Raw genomic sequence first — 16434 nt, forward strand, 5'->3', positions numbered from 1 at the left:
GCGCCGCCGGCACAGCTGGTACACAGGAACGGGACAGCGCCGGTACAGTCGGCGCGCCCACGATGGGGAGCATGGTCATGAACGGGCAGGCCGCGCAGGGCCGGATCGAGCTGCGCCGACCGGACGGCGAGCCGGTGCGCGTGCTGGTGGTGGACGACGAGCCGACGCTCACCGACCTGCTCTCGATGGCCCTGCGCTACGAGGGCTGGCAGGTCACCACCGCCGGCAACGGGATGGCGGCGATCAGCGCGGCCCGCCAGTTCCGGCCGGACGCCGTGGTGCTCGACGTGATGCTGCCCGACCTGGACGGCTTCCAGGTGCTGCGTCGCCTGCGCGAGCAGTCGCCGAGCGTGCCGGTGCTGTTCCTGACCGCCCGGGACGCGGTGGAGGAACGCGTCGCCGGGCTCACCGTCGGTGGTGACGACTACGTCACCAAGCCGTTCAGCCTGGAGGAGGTGATCGCCCGGCTGCGCGCCCTGCTGCGCCGCTCCGGGTTCGCGGTCGCCGCCCGGGAGGAGGCGGTGCTGACCGTCGGTGACCTCAGCCTCGACGAGGACAGCCACGAGGTGCGCCGCGGCGACGCCCTGATCACGCTCACCGCCACCGAGTTCGAGCTGCTGCGCTACCTGATGCGCAACCCGCGCCGGGTGCTCAGCAAGGCGCAGATCCTCGACCGGGTCTGGAACTACGACTTCGGCGGCCAGGCCAACGTGGTCGAGCTGTACATCTCGTACCTGCGCAAGAAGATCGACGCGGGCCGCGCGCCGATGATCCATACGCTGCGCGGCGCGGGCTATGTCCTCAAGCCCGCGGAGTGACCACGGCGGGCGGCTGCGTCGCCGGCTGGCCGGCTGGTCGCTGCGCCGCCGCCTGGTGCTCTCCGTGGTGGCGCTGCTGGCGCTGGTCAGCGTCGGCATCGGCGGCCTGACCACGGTCGCGCTGCGACACTTCCTCATCGGGCGGATCGACGACCAGCTCACCGGCGGCGAGTCCCGCCGGCACGTGCGGCAGCCCTCGCCGTTCGAGCTGCCGCAGGAGCGACCGAGCACCTTCCGTCCGGGTTTCCCACCCGGCTACCCGGCCGAGTCCGTGGCGGCGCGGGTCGTCGACGGGAAGGTCGACCTGGCGTTCCGGCAGGCGGCCACGCAGCCGGCCACGGTGCCGGTGGGGGAGGTGGCGCCACTGGCCCGGCTCCGTCCCGACGCCGCGCCGCGCACGATCGCGCTGGCCGGGCGCGGTGACTACCGGGCGGTGGCTCGGCAGATGCCCGACGGCGACGTCCTCGTCTTCGCCATCCCGCTGTCCGAGGTCGACGAGACGGTCATGTGGATGGTCGTCGCCCAGGCCGGGGTGATCGGGGCCGGCCTGGTCATCGCCGGCGGCCTCGGCGCGCTGATCGTCCGGGGCACGTTGCGGCCGCTGACCCGGGTCGCGGCCACCGCGGCCCGGGTCGCCGAGCTGCCGCTGGACCGGGGCGAGGTGGCGCTGTCGGTCCGGGTGCCGGCCGCCGACACCGACCCGCGCACCGAGGTCGGGCAGGTCGGGGGCGCGCTCAACCGGATGCTCGGCCACGTCGCCGCCGCGCTCGCCGCCCGGCAGGCCAGCGAGACCCGGGTACGCCAGTTCGTCGCCGACGCCAGCCACGAGCTGCGGACGCCGCTGGCCGCCATCCGGGGGTACGCGGAGGTGGCCCGGCGCGGCCGGCAGGAGGTGCCACCGGACGTGGCGCACGCGTTGCGCCGGGTCGAGTCGGAGAGCACCCGGATGACCAGCCTCGTGGACGACCTGCTGCTGCTCGCCCGGCTGGACTCCGGCCGACCGCTGGCCGCCGAGCCGGTCGACCTGACCGCCATGGCGGTGAACGCGGTCAGCGACGCGCACGTGGCCGGCCCGGAGCACCACTGGCAGCTCGACCTGGCGGACGAGCCGCTCACCGTCACCGGCGACGGCCACCGGCTGCACCAGGTGCTGACGAACCTGCTCGCCAACGCGCGGGTGCACACCCCGGCCGGCACCACCGTCACCACCCGGCTGTCCCCCGCCCCGGACGGCGTGGAGCTGCGGGTCACCGACGACGGGCCGGGCGTCCCGGCCGAGCTGCAACCGGAGGTGTTCGAACGGTTCGCCCGCGGTGACAGCTCCCGCTCCCGCGCGCACGGCAGCACCGGCCTGGGGCTGGCCATCGTCGCCGCCGTGGTGGAGGCCCACCACGGCCGGGTCGAGGTGGCCAGCCGCCCCGGCCACACCGCGTTCACCGTCTGGCTGCCGGGATCCACAGCGGACGCATAGGTCGTTCACGGGGGTGGGTCAGCGGGCCCTCCGAGGCTTGCCGGCATGGACAGAACCGAGAGCCTGCTGACCGCGCCGACGGGTGGACCGTCCGCGACCGGGCCGGCCACCACCCCCGTACCGGAGTCGGCCCCGACCGCGGCGGAGCCGCCCGGCCGCGACCCGCGCTGGGCGCGTCCGGCCCTGGTCGGCCTGCTGGTCGCCACCGGCCTGCTCTACCTGTGGGGACTGGGCGCCTCCGGCTGGGGCAACGCGTTCTACTCGGCCGCCGCGCAGGCCGGCTCGGAGAGCTGGCAGGCGTTCTTCTACGGCTCCTCGGACGCGGCCAACTCGATCACCGTGGACAAGACGCCGGCCTCGCTCTGGCTGATGGCGCTGTCGGTCCGCGTCTTCGGGCTGAGCAGCTGGTCGATCCTGGTGCCGCAGGCGCTGCTCGGCGTCGCCTCGGTCGCCGTGCTGTACGCGACCGTCCGCCGCTGGTACGGCCCGACGGCCGGCCTGCTCGCCGGCGCGGTGCTGGCGCTCACGCCGGTGGCCACGCTGATGTACCGGTTCAACAACCCCGACGCGTTGCTGGTGTTCCTGCTGCTGGCCGCCGCGTACGCCACGGTCCGGGCGGTCGAGACCGCGAGCACCCGGTGGCTCGCGGTGGCCGGCGTGCTGGTCGGCCTCGGCTTCCTCACCAAGATGCTCCAGGCGTTCCTGGTGATCCCGGTGTTCGCCGCCGTCTACCTGCTGGCCGCGCCGACCGGACTCGGCCGGCGGATCCGGCAACTGCTGCTGGCCGGGCTGGCGGTGCTGGTCTCCGCCGGCTGGTGGGTGGCGGTCGTGGAACTGGTGCCGGCGAGCGCCCGCCCGTACATCGGCGGCTCGCAGCACAACAGCATCCTGGAGCTGACGCTCGGGTACAACGGCCTGGGCCGGATCACCGGTGACGAGGTGGGCAGCGTCGGCGGGGGCGGTCGGCCGGGCGGTGGGGGCGGCGGACCGTTCTCCGGCCAGACGGGTCTGCTGCGGATGTTCGACACCGAGGTCGGCGGGCAGATCTCCTGGCTGCTGCCGGCCGCGCTGGTCCTGCTGGTGGCCGGCCTGTGGCTGGCCGGGCGGGCGGCGCGCACCGACCGGCGGCGGGCCGGCCTGCTGCTCTGGGGCGGCTGGCTGCTGGTCACCGGGTTGATCTTCAGCTTCATGTCCGGCATCTTCCACGCCTACTACACGGTCGCGCTGGCGCCCGCCGTCGGCGCCCTGGTCGGCATCGGGGTCACCCAGCTCTGGCGGGCCCGCACGGCGCCCACCCGGTCCGCTGCCGGCTACACCCCGGCGACCACGCCCGCCGGGCACGTCCCGGCCGGGAACCGCTGGCGTGGATACGCCGCCACGCTGGTGCTGGCCGGCGCGCTGGCGGTCACCGTCTGGTGGTCCTGGCGCCTGCTCGGCCGCAGCCCCGACTGGCAGCCCTGGCTGCGCCCGGCCGTGCTGGCGACCGGCCTGACCGCCGCCGTCCTCCTGGCGCTCCTCGACCTCCCGGTGATCAAGGGCTTCGGGTCGGCCAGGGCGCCGCACGATGACGCGAACTCCTCGGTCACCTCGGGCCGGGCGGGCCGATGGTGGACGCGCGGGGTGGTGACCGGGGTGGCGGCGCTGGGGATGGCGGCGGGAGTGGCCGGGCCGGCCGCGTACGCGGCGCAGACCGCGGCGACCCCGCACACCGGCTCGATCCCGACCGCGGGCCCCGACGTGGTGGGTGGCTTCGGGCCGGGCGGCCGGGGCGGCTTCCCCGGCGGGCGGATGCCGGGCGGCGGGGAGTTCCCCGGCGGCGCGTTCCCCGGCTTCCCGGGCGGCGGGAACGGTCAGTTCCCGGGTTTCCCGGGCGGCCGGAACGGCGCATTCCCGGGTTTCCCCGACGGCGGCCAGGCACCCGGCACTCCCGGCGGACCGAACGGCGGGACCGGACCGAGCGGCGGGATCGGACCGAACGGCGGCGCCGGTCAGGACGGCGGGCGTGGGCAACGCGGCGGCGGCATGGGCGGACTGCTCGACGCGCGCGAGCCGAGCGCCGAGATGACGGCGCTGCTCACGGCCGACGCCGAGGACTACACCTGGGTCGCGGCCACGATCGGCTCGAACAACGCCTCCGGCTACCAGCTCGCCACCGGCGAGCCGGTGATGCCGATCGGCGGCTTCAACGGCAGCGACCCGTCGCCGACGCTCGCCGAGTTCCAGCGGTACGTGGCCGACGGCCGGATCCACTGGTTCCTCGGCGGCGGCGGGTTCCGGGCCAACGGCGGCAGCAGCGCGTCGACCGAGATCGCCGCCTGGGTCGCCGACAACTTCACCGCGACCACCGTCGACGGGGTGACCGTGTACGACCTGAGCAGCGGAAAGCAGGGCTGATCCATGATCCTCATGCCGGAGCCCCGGGCCGCCGTGCAGGCCCGGCCCACCGCCGAGGGCGCGGTGCTGGACGTGGTGGTCCCGGTCCACAACGAGGAGGTCGACCTCGGCCCCTGCGTCCGGCGGCTGCACGCGTACCTGACCGCCCAGTTCCCGTACCCGTTCCGGATCACGGTGGCCGACAACGCCAGCTCCGACGGCACCCTGGCGGTGGCCGAGGCGCTCGCCGCCGAGCTGCCCGAGGTCGGTGTGCTGCACCTGGCGGAGAAGGGCCGGGGCCGGGCGCTGCGGGCCGCCTGGTCGGTGTCGCCGGCGCCGGTGCTGGCGTACCTGGACGTGGACCTCTCGACCGACCTGGCCGCGCTGCTGCCGCTTGTCGCGCCGCTGCTGTCCGGTCACTCCGACCTGGCCATCGGCACCCGGCTGGCCCGCACCAGCCGGGTGGTCCGGGGCGCCAAGCGGGAGGTGATCTCCCGCGGCTACAACCTGCTGCTGCGCGGCACGCTGGCGGTGCGTTTCTCCGACGCGCAGTGCGGGTTCAAGGCGATCCGCGCCGACGTGGCGGCCGAGCTGCTGCCGCTGGTCCAGGACACCGGCTGGTTCTTCGACACCGAGCTGCTGGTGCTCGCCCAGCGGGCCGGGCTGCGGATCCACGAGGTGCCGGTGGACTGGGTGGACGACCCGGACAGCCGGGTCGACATCGTCGCCACCGCCCTGGCCGACCTGCGCGGCATCGGGCGGCTGGTCCGGGCGTTGGTCACCGGCGCGTTGCCGCTGGCCCGGCTGCGCGCCCAGCTCGGCCGGGCGCCGCTGCCGGCGCCGCCGGCACAGGTGCCGGTCGGGCTGCCCGGCCAGCTCGTCCGCTTCGCCGCGGTCGGGGTGGCCAGCACGCTCGCGTACCTGGTGCTCTTCCTGCTGGCCCGCGGCCCGCTCGGCGCGCAACCGGCGAACCTGCTGGCGCTGCTGCTGACCGCGGTGGCGAACACGGCGGCCAACCGCCGGCTCACGTTCGGCGTCACCGGTCGCCGACACGCCGGCCGGCACCACCTCCAGGGGCTGCTCGCGTTCGCGCTCGGTCTGGCCCTGACCAGCGGCTCGCTGGCCGTCCTGCACGCCGTGACGGTCCCGCCGCGCGCGGTCGAGCTGGCCGTCCTGGTGGCGGCGAACCTGGCCGCCACCGCGCTGCGCTTCCTGCTGCTGCGGCTGGCGCTGCACCACCGCCCCTGACCCCACCTCGTCGATCATGAGGTTGGCGGCCGCGACACGCCGCGACGCCTGCCGCCAACCTCATGATCGACGGTGGGTGGCAGGGTGGACGGATGTACCGGGAACGGGCGGCGGTGGGGATTCCGGCGGCGGTGCGCTGGGCGAGCGTCTCGTCCGGCGCGGGGCCGGTCCGCGTGCTGCCGGACGGGTGTCTGGACCTGCTCTGGTCCAGTCGGGCCGGGCTGCTGGTGGCCGGGCCGGACCGGGTGGCCCAGGTGTCGTGGTCGGCGCCGGGGGAGCGGTGGATCGGGCTGCGCCTGCCGCCGGGCGTCGGCCCGGCCGTGTTCGGGGTGCCCGCCGAGGAGTTGCGGGACCGCCGCGTCCCGCTCGCCGACCTGTGGGGCCGCGCCGCCGTGGAGCCGGCCGACCGGATCCGGGCGGCCATCGACCCGGGCGGTGCGCGGTGCGCGGCCGACTGGTGCGACGCCGGCGCCACGATCCTGGAGGAGGTGGCGCGGGCGCGCTTGCGGGCTGCCGGTGGGCCCGACCCGCTCGGCGCGCACGTGGCCGCCCGGCTGGCCGCCGGCGCCACGGTCGCGGCGACCGCCGCCGAGGTCGGCCTCGGCGCGCGGGCGCTGCACCGGCGCAGCCGGGCCCTCTTCGGGTACGGCCCGAAGACGCTGGCCCGCATCCTGCGCATGGGGCGCGCGCTGGACCTGGCCCGACGCGGCGTGCCGCTCGCCGAGGTCGCCGTGCGATCCGGGTACGCCGACCAGGCCCACCTCACCCGTGACGTGCGCGAGCTGACCGGCGTCCCACCGACCCGGCTGCTCACCCCGTCCGCCGACTGACCGGCGGGCCGGAGCGCGACGGCTGGCGGGCCGACCGGGTGGCCCGGCCGGTCGGCCGGCGAACGATGCGGCGGGTGCCGGTCAGTCGGTCGTCAGCGGCGCGAACAGGTCCACACCGTTGCCGTCCGGATCGTGCAGGACCGCGTACCGCTGGCCCCAGACCGCGTCCCACGGCGGCAGTTCCCCGTGGTGGCCGGCGGCGGTCAGCTCGGCGTACCAGCGGTCCACCTCGGCCGGGTCGGCGCAGCGGAAGGCCAGGCTCATCCGCGGGCTGCCGGCGGGCGGTGTGAAGCCGGGATGGAAGCCGCGGATGGTGTCGACGGTGTCCCAGGCCAGCCGTACCCCGTTGGGGAGGGCGACCTCGACGTGCGGTTCCGTCTCGGCGCCGGCCGGGATCGGCAGCCCCAGCCGGCGGTAGAAGTCGAGCGTGCGGGCCATGTCGGTGACGACGGTCCCGACGAGATCGAACTGCGGTGTCATGCCGCCACGGTAGGCGGCCCCGGGCCGGCCCGTCTTGAACGGATCGGACGGGGGAGGAGTGCCCGGTGTGGCCGCGCGTGTCCGGTCAGGCGCGTACCGTAGGGGACAAGTCCGGCGTTGAGGAGTAAAGCTCGCGTTCCGGGCGGTGCTCCGATGACCGGCGAGGGAAGGAAAGCAGCCGTGACGCACCTGGCCTACCTGGACGCGGGATCCGGCAGTCTCATCGTGCAGGCGGTGGTCGGCGGGGTGGCCGGAGTGGCCGTGGCCGCCAAGCTCTACTGGCGGCGCCTGGTGACCCGGTTCCGTCGCCAGCCCACCGACCGGGGCTGACGGCATGACGGTTCCCGACACCGGCGTCCGTGTCGAACCCGGCTCCTTCCGCGACCCCGGCAACCAGGTCTTCCACCGGGCCGGGGAGGTGCTGCGCGGCCTCGACGAGCGGTCCGCCCGGGACTGGCGGGCGTTGTCCGCCAGCGACTTCTTCCGCGACCTCACCGCCGCCGGCCACCTGGTCGGCACCGAGGAACTCGTCCCGACCCCGGTCGACGTGCCCTGGGCCGCGGTGCTGCGGCACGACCGCATCCCGTTCGTCTCCCACCCCTACGAGTGGCCGTACGCGATGCTGCGCGACGCGGCACTGCTGCACCTGGACGTGCTGCGCGCCGCACTGGAGGCCGGCTTCACCACGAAGGACGGGTCGGCCTACAACGTGCAGTGGCGCGGCGTCCGGCCGGTGTTCATCGACGTCGGCTCGTTCGAGGCGCTGCGCGACGGCGAACCCTGGGCCGGCTACCGGCAGTTCTGCCAGACGCTGCTCTACCCGCTGCTCATCCAGGCCCACCTCGGGCTGGACTTCCAGCCGTTCCTGCGGGCCCGGATCGACGGCGTCGAGCCGGACCAGATGCGCCGCCTGTTCGCCGGCGCCCGCCGCTGGCGGGCCGGGGTGCCCACCCACGTGCACCTGCACGGCGCGATGCAGGCCCGCCACGCCGACGCCAGCAGCAGCGCCGTCCGCGCCCAGCTCCGCGCCGCCGGGTTCTCCCGCGAGCTGGCCCTGGCCACCGTACGCGGGCTGACCCGGCTGGTCCGCCGGCTCGACCACCGGCCCCGCGACAGCCACTGGGCGGACTACCAGCGCACCTGCGCGTACTCGGTGCCGGACCGGCAGGCCAAGGAGGACTTCGTCGACCGGGCGGTGGCCGCCACCGCCCCGCACTCGGCGTTGGACCTGGGCGCCAACGACGGCCGGTACGCCCGCGTCGCGGCCCGGCACGCCGCGTACGTGGTCGCCGTCGAGCAGGACCCGGGCGTGGTCGACGCGCTCTACCGCGCGTTGTGCGACGAGGGCGAGGGGCGGATCCTGCCGCTGGTGATGGACCTGGCCGACCCGTCGCCGGGCGGCGGCTGGCGCGGCGTCGAGCGGGCCGCGTTCGTCGACCGGGCGCGCGCCGACCTGGTGCTCGCCCTGGCCCTGGTGCACCACCTGGCGATCGGTCGGAACGTGCCGCTGCCCGACGTGCTCGACCAGCTCGCCGCGCTCACCGAGCCCGGCGGCAGCCTGGTGGTGGAGTTCGTCCACCCGGACGACCCGATGGCCCGCCGGCTGCTGGCCAACAAGCCGGACGGTCTCTTCCCCGACTACCGGCGGGACGCGTTCGAGGCGCTGCTGGCCCGGCGCGGGCGGGTGGTGGCGCGCGCCGAGCTGCCCTCCGGCACCCGCACGCTCTACCAGGTGGTGGTGGGTGGCTGAGGACACCCTCGCCCCACCACGGGACCGTCCGGCCGGCACCGACGCGCCCCGGCGGCGGGGCCCGTGGCGGGCCGAGGCGGCGCGGCTGGCCGAGGTGACGGCGCTGGTCGGCCTCGTGGTCACCCAGCCGCTGCTCGACGTGCTCGGTCGCAGCCCCGACTTCTTCCTGTTCCACCGCGCCTCCCGGACCGACGTGCTGCTCCTGGTCGCGCTGGTCGCGCTGGCGCCCACGCTGCCGTTCGCGGCGCTCGGCGCCCTGGCACTGCTCGGCGGCCGGGTCACCCGGGCGGCGGTGCACACCGTGCTGGTCGGGCTGCTGCTCGCCGCGCTCGCGGTCCAGGTGGGCCGCCACCTGACGCCGCTTCGGGGCGTACCGCTGCTGGTGGTGGCCGGCGGGGCCGGCGCGCTCGCGGCGGTCGCGCACCGGCGGTGGCGGGCGCTGCGCCGGGTGCTGCGGGTGGCCGCGGCCGGCCCGGTGGTCTTCGTCGGGCTGTTCCTGTTCGCGTCGCCGGCCTCGGCGGTGGTGCTGCCCCCCGGCGACGGCGGCGCCGCCGGCACGGCCGGCGCGGGCAGCCACCCGCCGGTGGTCATGATCGTGCTGGACGAGCTGCCGCTGGTGTCGCTGCTCGGCCCGGACGGGCGGATCGACGCCGCCCGCTACCCGAACTTCGCCGCGCTGGCCGCCGGCTCGACGTGGTACCGCAACGCCACCGGCGTCAGCGGCTGGACGCCCTACGCGCTGCCGGCCATGCTCACCGGCCGTTACCCGGACCGGGCCGTGGCGCCGCACTACTCGCAGTATCCGGACAACCTGTTCACCGCGCTCGGCGGCCTCTACCAGATCAGGGCGCAGGAGAGCATCACCCGGCTCTGCCCGCCCAGCCGCTGCGAGCAACCGGCCAGCCCGCAGCAGGGGATCGGCGTGCTGGCCCGGGAGAGCGGCAAGCTGCTGCGCCAGCTCACCGCACCGGTGGACAGCCGGGTCGACCCGGAGGACTCGTACCGGGAGCAGACCGCGGCCGAGGCCGGGCTCGACGCCGCCGAACCGGTGCCCGACGACCCGAAGTTCCGCTGGGACACGCTCGACGACAACCAGCCGGCCCGGTTCACCTCGTTCCTCGCCGGGCTGCGCCCCGCCGACCGCCCCACGCTGCACTTCCTGCACCTGCTGATGCCGCACTCACCGTGGGCGTACCTGCCGTCCGGGGCGCACTACGACGCGCCGGAGGACCTGCCCAACGACGGCGCCGGCTGGGTGGACGTGGCCCGCGCCCGGCACCTGGCCCAGCTCGGCTACACCGACCGGCTGATCGGCGAGACGCTGCGGACGCTGCGCGCCACCGGCCTCTACGACCAGGCGCTGGTGCTGGTCACCGCGGACCACGGGGTGAGCTTCCGCCAGGGCTGGCAGGGCCGGGGGATGGACGCCATCAACCACGCCGCGAACGAGGTGGCCTGGGTGCCGATGTTCGTCAAGGAGCCCGGCCAGCGGGCCGGCCGGGTCGACGACCGCAACTGGGAGCACGTGGACCTGCTGCCCACCATCGCCGACGAGACCCACGTCCGGGTGCCCTGGCGGATGGACGGCGTCCCGGCGAGGGCCGCCCCGCGCGGGCGGGCCGACAAGCGCTTCTACGACCGGCCCGGCCAGCCGGTGACGATCACCGGCGGGGTGCCCGCACCGGTGCCGCTGCCGGCCGTCGACCCGTTGGTCGGCACGCGGCTCTCCGACGCGCCCCCCGGTGGCACGGCCACGGTCGCGAACCGGGCCGCGTTCGCCGCGGTCGACCCGGCGCGGGGGCTGCCGGCGCTGGTCTGGGGCACCGTGCCCGACACCGTGCCGGACGGCACCCGGCTCGCGGTGGCGGTCAACGGCACGGTCGGCGCGGTGGTGCCGGTGGTGTCGCGGGACGCCGGCGGCCGGCGGTTCGCCGCGTTCCTCCACGACGACCGGCTCTTCGCCGCCGGCGCCAACCGCCTCGACCTGTACCGCCTCGACGCCGGCGGGACGCCGCGGCGGCTCGACCTGTCCTGACCGGCCCCGCGGCCGGTTTCCGCCCCGGCAACTCGGGAATCAGTGACGCATACCTCACCTGCGAAACCATGCCGAGCGTTGTCCCCCATACCGTGATTACGGTAGAAGCGAAGGCAATTCAACGAAGATCTTGCCGGCGAAGCGAGGAACAGATGACGGAAGTCAAGCTCGACCACCCCGGTGGGCAGCTGTCGATGCCGGTGCAGTCCGCGGTCGAGGGCCCCGCCGGGATCGGGGTGAGCAAGCTGCTCAAGGAAACCGGGATGACCACGTACGACCCCGGTTTCGTCAACACCGCGTCCTGTTCGTCCGCGATCACCTACATCGACGGTGACGCGGGCATCCTGCGGTACCGCGGCTACCCGATCGACCAGTTGGCCGAGAAGTCCTCCTTCCTGGAGGTCTCCTACCTGCTGATCTACGGCGAGCTGCCGTCCCAGACGGAGCTCACCGAGTTCAGCGAGCGGATCCGGCGGCACTCGCTGCTGCACGAGGAGATGCGTCGCTTCTTCGACGGTTTCCCCCGCGACGCGCACCCGATGGCGGTGCTCTCCTCGGCCGTCAGCGCCATCTCGACGTTCTACCAGGACAGCCTGGACCCGTTCGACTCCGAGCACGTCGAGATGTCCATGGTGCGGCTGATGGCGAAGGTCCCGACCATCGCCTCGTACGCGTACAAGAAGTCGATCGGCCAGCCGCTGCTGTACCCGGACAACTCGCTCGGCTACGTCGAGAACTTCCTCCGGATGACGTTCGGCGTGCCGGCCGAGCAGTACGAGGTCGACCCGGTCGTCGCGCGCGTGCTGGACATGCTGTTCGTTCTGCACGCCGACCACGAGCAGAACTGCTCCACCTCGACCGTGCGGCTGGTCGGCTCCAGCAACGCCAACCTGTTCGCCTCCGTCTCGGCCGGCGTGAACGCGCTGTTCGGCCCGCTGCACGGCGGCGCCAACCAGGCCGTGCTGGAGATGCTCCAGAAGATCCAGGCCGACGGCGGCGACGTCCGCACCTTCGTGCAGAAGGTGAAGGACAAGCAGGACGGCGTGAAGCTGATGGGCTTCGGCCACCGGGTCTACAAGAACTACGACCCGCGGGCCGCGATCGTGAAGAAGGCCGCCCAGGACGTGCTCGGCCGGATGGCCAAGCCGGACCCGCTGCTGGACCTCGCGATGCAGCTGGAGGAGATCGCGCTCGCCGACGACTTCTTCGTCTCCCGGCGGCTCTACCCGAACGTGGACTTCTACACCGGCCTGATCTACAAGGCCATGGGCTTCCCGACGAAGATGTTCACGGTGCTGTTCGCGCTGGGCCGGCTGCCCGGCTGGATCGCCCAGTGGCGCGAGATGATCAACGACCCGGAGACCAAGATCGGTCGCCCGCGGCAGATCTACACCGGCGCCCCGGAGCGGGACTACGTCCCCGCCGCCAACCGCTGACGTGTAAGGAGGGGCCCCCTGTTAACGCCTCAGGCATAGATGGGGCCCCTTCTCAAACGACGGCCGACGCGAAGGCCGCCGACCCGATCGGGTCGGCGGCCTTTTCCGTGCTCCGGGGCGCGGGGTGGTGAGAAGGGGCCCCTGCTATACCGCAGGCGTTAACAGGGGGCCCCTCCTTTCACCGCAGGCCGGCGGCGGTGAGGAGGTTGCCGGCGGGGAGCGGGGGCAGGGCGCGGCCGGCGGCCATTCGCTGCTCGGTGCGGGCGGCGGTGAACGCCGGGTCGCCGGCGATCGCGGCGGCGTACGCAGCGGCCGTGCGGGACGCGATGGCCGACCAGCCGTACTGCTCGTGCACCATGGCGCGGGCCCGCCGGGCCAGCGCGCGGGCCCGGTCGGTGTCGGAGAGCAGCGCGTGCACCGCCTCGGCCAACCCGTCCGGGTCCTGCGGGGCGAACGTCATCCCGGTGACGCCCGGCTCGACGATCTCGGCCAACCCGCCGGTACGCGACACCGCCAGCGGCGCGCCCGCGGCAGCGCCCTCCAGCGCGACCATGCCGAACGGCTCGTAGATGCTGGGCACCGCGAAGCAGTCCGAGGCGGCCATCACCGCGGGCAGGTCGGTGCCGCCGAGGAACCCGGGCATGCTGACCGTGTCGCCCAACCCGAGCCGGTGCACCTCGGCCTCCAGCTCCGCCTTGTACGGCCCGTCGCCGACGATCACCGCGCGCAGCCCGGGGTGCCGTTCCCGCAGCCGGGGCAGCCCGGCCAGCAGGTGCTGCACGCCCTTCTCGTAGACCAGCCGACCGGCGAACGTGACAAGCGGCCCGTCGGCGGCGAAGCGGGTCCGGGCGGCGGCGACCGCCGAGGCGGGCACCCGCCAGCGGTGCGGCTCGACGCCGTTGGGGACCACGTCGACCCGGGCCGCGTCCACGCCGAACAGCGCGCCGACCTCGTCGCGCATGTAGCCGGAGCAGACGATCACCCGGCCGGACTCGCTGGCCAGCCAGTGCTCGACGCCGTGGATGGTGCGGTTCATCTCCTCGGGCAGCCAGCCCTGGTGCCGGCCCGCCTCGGTGGCGTGGATGGTGGTCACCAGCGGCACGTCCAGGTGCTCGCGCAGCGTCATGGCGGTGTGCGCGACCAGCCAGTCGTGGGCGTGGATCACGTCGTACGCGCCGGACTCGGCGGCGCGCAGCGCGGCCCGGGTGAGCGTGTGGTTGAACGCCATGGTCCAGGCCAGCAGCGACCCGGTGGCGAGCGGGAAGCGGACCGGGTCCTCGGCGGCACGCAGCACGCGCACGCCGTCGGCGTACTCCTCCAGCGGCGCGCCCTCGGCGTGCCGGGTGACCACGGTGACCTCGTGCCCGGCGGCGGCCAGGGCGACGGAGAGCGCGTGCACGTGGCGGCCGAGGCCACCGACGAGCACCGGCGGGTACTCCCACGACAGCATCAGGATGCGCCGTTTGCGGGACGCGGCGCCGGACTGCGGCGGCACGGTCGGGCGGGAGGTGAGGGTGGGCCGGTGGAGCCGGTCCGTCGCGGTGGCGGTCTGTGCGCCGACCCGCAGCGTGGTCACGTGTCGTTCTCCGTCCATGCAGGGTGGGACACGCCGGCATCGGTGGCGGCGGTGGGGCGGGTGGTGAGGATTGGCCGAGCGGCCGGGCGGACACGCGCGGGCGCGCGTCCGCGGTCCAGGAAAGTCCATCCGGCGCGAACCCGCACCTCGAAACGGTCGATCGTGACGGACGACACCCGAACCTTTCGGTTACCGTCCGAACGGGTGGATTGGCGGCGGGTACGGCGGGGCATCAACGGCGTGCGCGTCGGCCGCCCGTCCGGCGCGCTCACGATCATGGGCCGAAGGAGCGACATGCAGGTCTGGCCGGGCGAGAGCTACCCCCTCGGCGCCACCTACGACGGGATGGGCACCAACTTCGCGATCTTCTCCGAGGTGGCGGAGCGGGTCGAGCTCTGTCTGTTCGACGAGTGGGACATCGGCACCGAGCGCCGGGTCGAGCTGCGCGAGGTCGACGCGTACGTCTGGCACGCCTACATTCCCGGCGTCGAACCCGGCCAGCGGTACGGTTTCCGGGTGCACGGCCGGTGGGACCCGGCCAACGGGGTGCGGTGCAACCCGCACAAGCTGCTGCTCGACCCGTACGCGAAGGCGGTCGACGGCGAGGTCTCCTGGGACCCGGCGGTCTACGACTACGAGGTGGGCGGCGACCCGGACCGGATGAACACCACCGACTCGGCGCCGTTCATGCCGAAGTCGGTGGTGGTGAACCCGTACTTCGACTGGGGCAACGACAAGCCGCCGCGTACGCCCTACCACCACTCGGTCATCTACGAGGCGCACGTGCGCGGGCTGACCATGCGCCACCCGGACATCCCGGAGGAGCTGCGCGGCACGTACGCGGCGATCGCCTCGCCGGTGATGATCGAGCACTTCCAGCGGCTCGGGGTGACCGCGGTCGAGCTGATGCCGGTGCACGAGTTCGTGCACGACCACCGCCTGGCCGACCTGGGGCTGCGCAACTACTGGGGCTACAACACCATCGGCTTCTTCGCCCCGCACCACGGCTACTCCGCGCTGGGCCGGCTCGGCCAGCAGGTGCAGGAGTTCCGCGGCATGGTCAAGGCGCTGCACGCCGCCGGCATCGAGGTCATCCTCGACGTGGTCTACAACCACACCGCCGAGGGCAACCACCTCGGGCCGTCACTGAGCTTCAAGGGCATCGACACGCCGAGCTACTACCGGCTCTCCGAGGAGGACCGGCGCTACTTCGTCGACTACACCGGCACCGGCAACAGCCTCAACGTGCGCAGCCCGCACTCGCTCCAACTGATCATGGATTCGCTGCGCTACTGGGTCACCGAGATGCACGTCGACGGCTTCCGCTTCGACCTGGCCGCCACGCTGGCCCGCGAGTTCTACGAGGTGGACCGCCTCTCCACGTTCTTCGAGGTGGTGCAGCAGGACCCGGTGGTCGGCCGGGTCAAGCTGATCGCCGAGCCGTGGGACATCGGCCCCGGCGGCTACCAGGTGGGCAACTTCCCGCCGCAGTGGACCGAGTGGAACGGAAAATACCGCGACACGGTCCGCGACTTCTGGCGCGGCGAGCCGGCCACGCTCGCCGAGTTCGCGTCCCGCATCTCCGGCTCCGCCGACCTCTACCAGGACGACGGCCGCCGCCCGTTCCACAGCATCAACTTCGTCACCTGCCACGACGGGTTCACGCTCACCGACCTGGTGTCGTACAACGACAAGCACAACGAGGCCAACGGCGAGGAGAACCGGGACGGGGAGAGCCACAACCGCTCCTGGAACTGCGGCGTCGAGGGCGACACCGACGACCCGGGCGTACGCGCGCTGCGGGAGCGGCAGCGGCGCAACTTCCTGGCCACGCTGATCCTGTCCCAGGGCGTGCCGATGCTCGGCCACGGCGACGAGCTGGGCCGCACCCAGCACGGCAACAACAACGCCTACTGCCAGGACAGCGAGCTGGCCTGGGTGGACTGGGACCGGGCCGACGAGGAGCTGCTCTCGTTCGTGCGGCGGCTCACCGAGTTCCGCAACCGCCACCAGGTGTTCCGCCGTCGACGGTTCTTCACCGGGCTGCCGGTCGGCGGTCGGGCCGCCGGCTCCGGCCTGCCGGACCTGGCCTGGTACACCCCGGACGGCCGGGAGATGACCGGCGAGGACTGGGGCAACGACTTCGGCCGCTCGGTGGCCCTGTTCGTCAACGGCGACGGCATCCCGGAGCGCGGCCAGTACGGCCAACGCCACCGGGACAGCTCCTTCCTGCTGCTGTTCAACGCGCACGACGCGGCGTTGGACTTCACGCTGCCCGGGGAGGAGTTCGGGCCCCGGTGGGAGCTGGTGATCAGCACCGCGGAACCGGATCCGGAGAAGACGACACTGGTCGAGGCGGGTGGCACGGTGTGCGTGCCGGACCGCTCGCTGCTGGTCCTGGAGAGGACGCCCTGACC

The 16434-nt window shown here is 74.1% G+C and carries 12 protein-coding genes; 10 read left to right on the plus strand and 2 right to left on the minus strand.

The window, feature by feature from the left end:
• The first annotated feature begins 71 nt into the window (after positions 1-71).
• From TPA0908_RS21445 to TPA0908_RS21465, 5 genes are all read left to right on the plus strand, one after another.
• The gene (locus TPA0908_RS21445; RefSeq protein WP_374709253.1) at positions 72-818 is read left to right on the plus strand and encodes a response regulator transcription factor; all 747 of its coding nucleotides are present in this window, start codon (positions 72-74) and stop codon (positions 816-818) included.
• Positions 796-2289 (plus strand): sensor histidine kinase, encoded by a 1494-nt coding sequence (locus TPA0908_RS21450; RefSeq protein ID WP_281940607.1) that lies wholly within the window; start codon positions 796-798, stop codon positions 2287-2289. Before TPA0908_RS21445 ends, TPA0908_RS21450 begins: the two co-directional genes overlap by 23 nt.
• A 45-nt stretch (positions 2290-2334) precedes the next feature.
• Positions 2335-4683, plus strand: coding sequence for an ArnT family glycosyltransferase (locus tag TPA0908_RS21455; protein ID WP_281940608.1), 2349 nt, complete (start codon positions 2335-2337; stop codon positions 4681-4683).
• Between the two features lie 3 nt (positions 4684-4686).
• Entirely contained in the window at positions 4687-5910 is a 1224-nt protein-coding gene (locus tag TPA0908_RS21460; RefSeq protein ID WP_374709237.1) for a glycosyltransferase, read from the plus strand.
• A gap of 92 nt (positions 5911-6002) precedes the next feature.
• Entirely contained in the window at positions 6003-6740 is a 738-nt protein-coding gene (locus tag TPA0908_RS21465; protein WP_281940610.1) for a helix-turn-helix transcriptional regulator, read from the plus strand.
• 81 nt (positions 6741-6821) lie between these two features.
• Here TPA0908_RS21465 and TPA0908_RS21470 read toward each other — a convergent pair whose 3' ends face one another.
• On the minus strand, positions 6822-7220 hold the full coding sequence (locus tag TPA0908_RS21470; RefSeq protein ID WP_281940612.1) for a VOC family protein: 399 nt from the start codon (positions 7218-7220) through the stop codon (positions 6822-6824).
• Between the two features lie 180 nt (positions 7221-7400).
• Here TPA0908_RS21470 and TPA0908_RS21475 point away from each other — a divergent pair, with 180 nt between their 5' ends.
• From TPA0908_RS21475 to TPA0908_RS21490, 4 genes are all read left to right on the plus strand, one after another.
• Complete coding sequence (locus tag TPA0908_RS21475; RefSeq protein WP_281940615.1) at positions 7401-7550, plus strand: hypothetical protein; 150 nt, start codon at positions 7401-7403, stop codon at positions 7548-7550.
• A gap of 4 nt (positions 7551-7554) precedes the next feature.
• Complete coding sequence (locus TPA0908_RS21480; protein ID WP_281940618.1) at positions 7555-8970, plus strand: class I SAM-dependent methyltransferase; 1416 nt, start codon at positions 7555-7557, stop codon at positions 8968-8970.
• The gene (locus tag TPA0908_RS21485; RefSeq protein ID WP_281940620.1) at positions 8963-11005 is read left to right on the plus strand and encodes a sulfatase-like hydrolase/transferase; all 2043 of its coding nucleotides are present in this window, start codon (positions 8963-8965) and stop codon (positions 11003-11005) included. Before TPA0908_RS21480 ends, TPA0908_RS21485 begins: the two co-directional genes overlap by 8 nt.
• A 152-nt stretch (positions 11006-11157) precedes the next feature.
• Entirely contained in the window at positions 11158-12441 is a 1284-nt protein-coding gene (locus tag TPA0908_RS21490) for a citrate synthase (RefSeq protein WP_281940622.1), read from the plus strand.
• Positions 12442-12619: 178 nt separating this feature from the next.
• Here the strand turns inward: TPA0908_RS21490 and TPA0908_RS21495 are convergent, their stop codons facing one another.
• Complete coding sequence (locus TPA0908_RS21495; protein ID WP_281940624.1) at positions 12620-14017, minus strand: glycosyltransferase family 4 protein; 1398 nt, start codon at positions 14015-14017, stop codon at positions 12620-12622.
• Positions 14018-14311: 294 nt separating this feature from the next.
• On the opposite strand from TPA0908_RS21495, the gene glgX reads away from it, so the two are divergent.
• On the plus strand, positions 14312-16432 hold the full coding sequence (gene glgX, locus TPA0908_RS21500; RefSeq protein ID WP_281942636.1) for a glycogen debranching protein GlgX: 2121 nt from the start codon (positions 14312-14314) through the stop codon (positions 16430-16432).
• The last annotated feature ends 2 nt before the right edge of the window (positions 16433-16434 follow it).

The sequence above is a fragment of the Micromonospora sp. AKA38 genome, from assembly GCF_027925725.1.
Classification (GTDB): Bacteria; Actinomycetota; Actinomycetes; order Mycobacteriales; family Micromonosporaceae; genus Micromonospora.

What these genes read in the sequence shown, in the direction of transcription:
- TPA0908_RS21445 (WP_374709253.1), top strand. Translation starts at nt 72, where the DNA reads ATGGTCATGAACGGGCAGGCCGCGCAGGGCCGGATCGAGCTGCGCCGA.
- TPA0908_RS21450 (WP_281940607.1), top strand. Translation starts at nt 796, where the DNA reads ATGTCCTCAAGCCCGCGGAGTGACCACGGCGGGCGGCTGCGTCGCCGG.
- TPA0908_RS21455 (WP_281940608.1), top strand. Translation starts at nt 2,335, where the DNA reads ATGGACAGAACCGAGAGCCTGCTGACCGCGCCGACGGGTGGACCGTCC.
- TPA0908_RS21460 (WP_374709237.1), top strand. Translation starts at nt 4,687, where the DNA reads ATGATCCTCATGCCGGAGCCCCGGGCCGCCGTGCAGGCCCGGCCCACC.
- TPA0908_RS21465 (WP_281940610.1), top strand. Translation starts at nt 6,003, where the DNA reads ATGTACCGGGAACGGGCGGCGGTGGGGATTCCGGCGGCGGTGCGCTGG.
- TPA0908_RS21470 (WP_281940612.1), bottom strand. Translation starts at nt 7,220, where the DNA reads ATGACACCGCAGTTCGATCTCGTCGGGACCGTCGTCACCGACATGGCC.
- TPA0908_RS21480 (WP_281940618.1), top strand. Translation starts at nt 7,555, where the DNA reads ATGACGGTTCCCGACACCGGCGTCCGTGTCGAACCCGGCTCCTTCCGC.
- TPA0908_RS21490 (WP_281940622.1), top strand. Translation starts at nt 11,158, where the DNA reads ATGACGGAAGTCAAGCTCGACCACCCCGGTGGGCAGCTGTCGATGCCG.
- glgX (WP_281942636.1), top strand. Translation starts at nt 14,312, where the DNA reads ATGCAGGTCTGGCCGGGCGAGAGCTACCCCCTCGGCGCCACCTACGAC.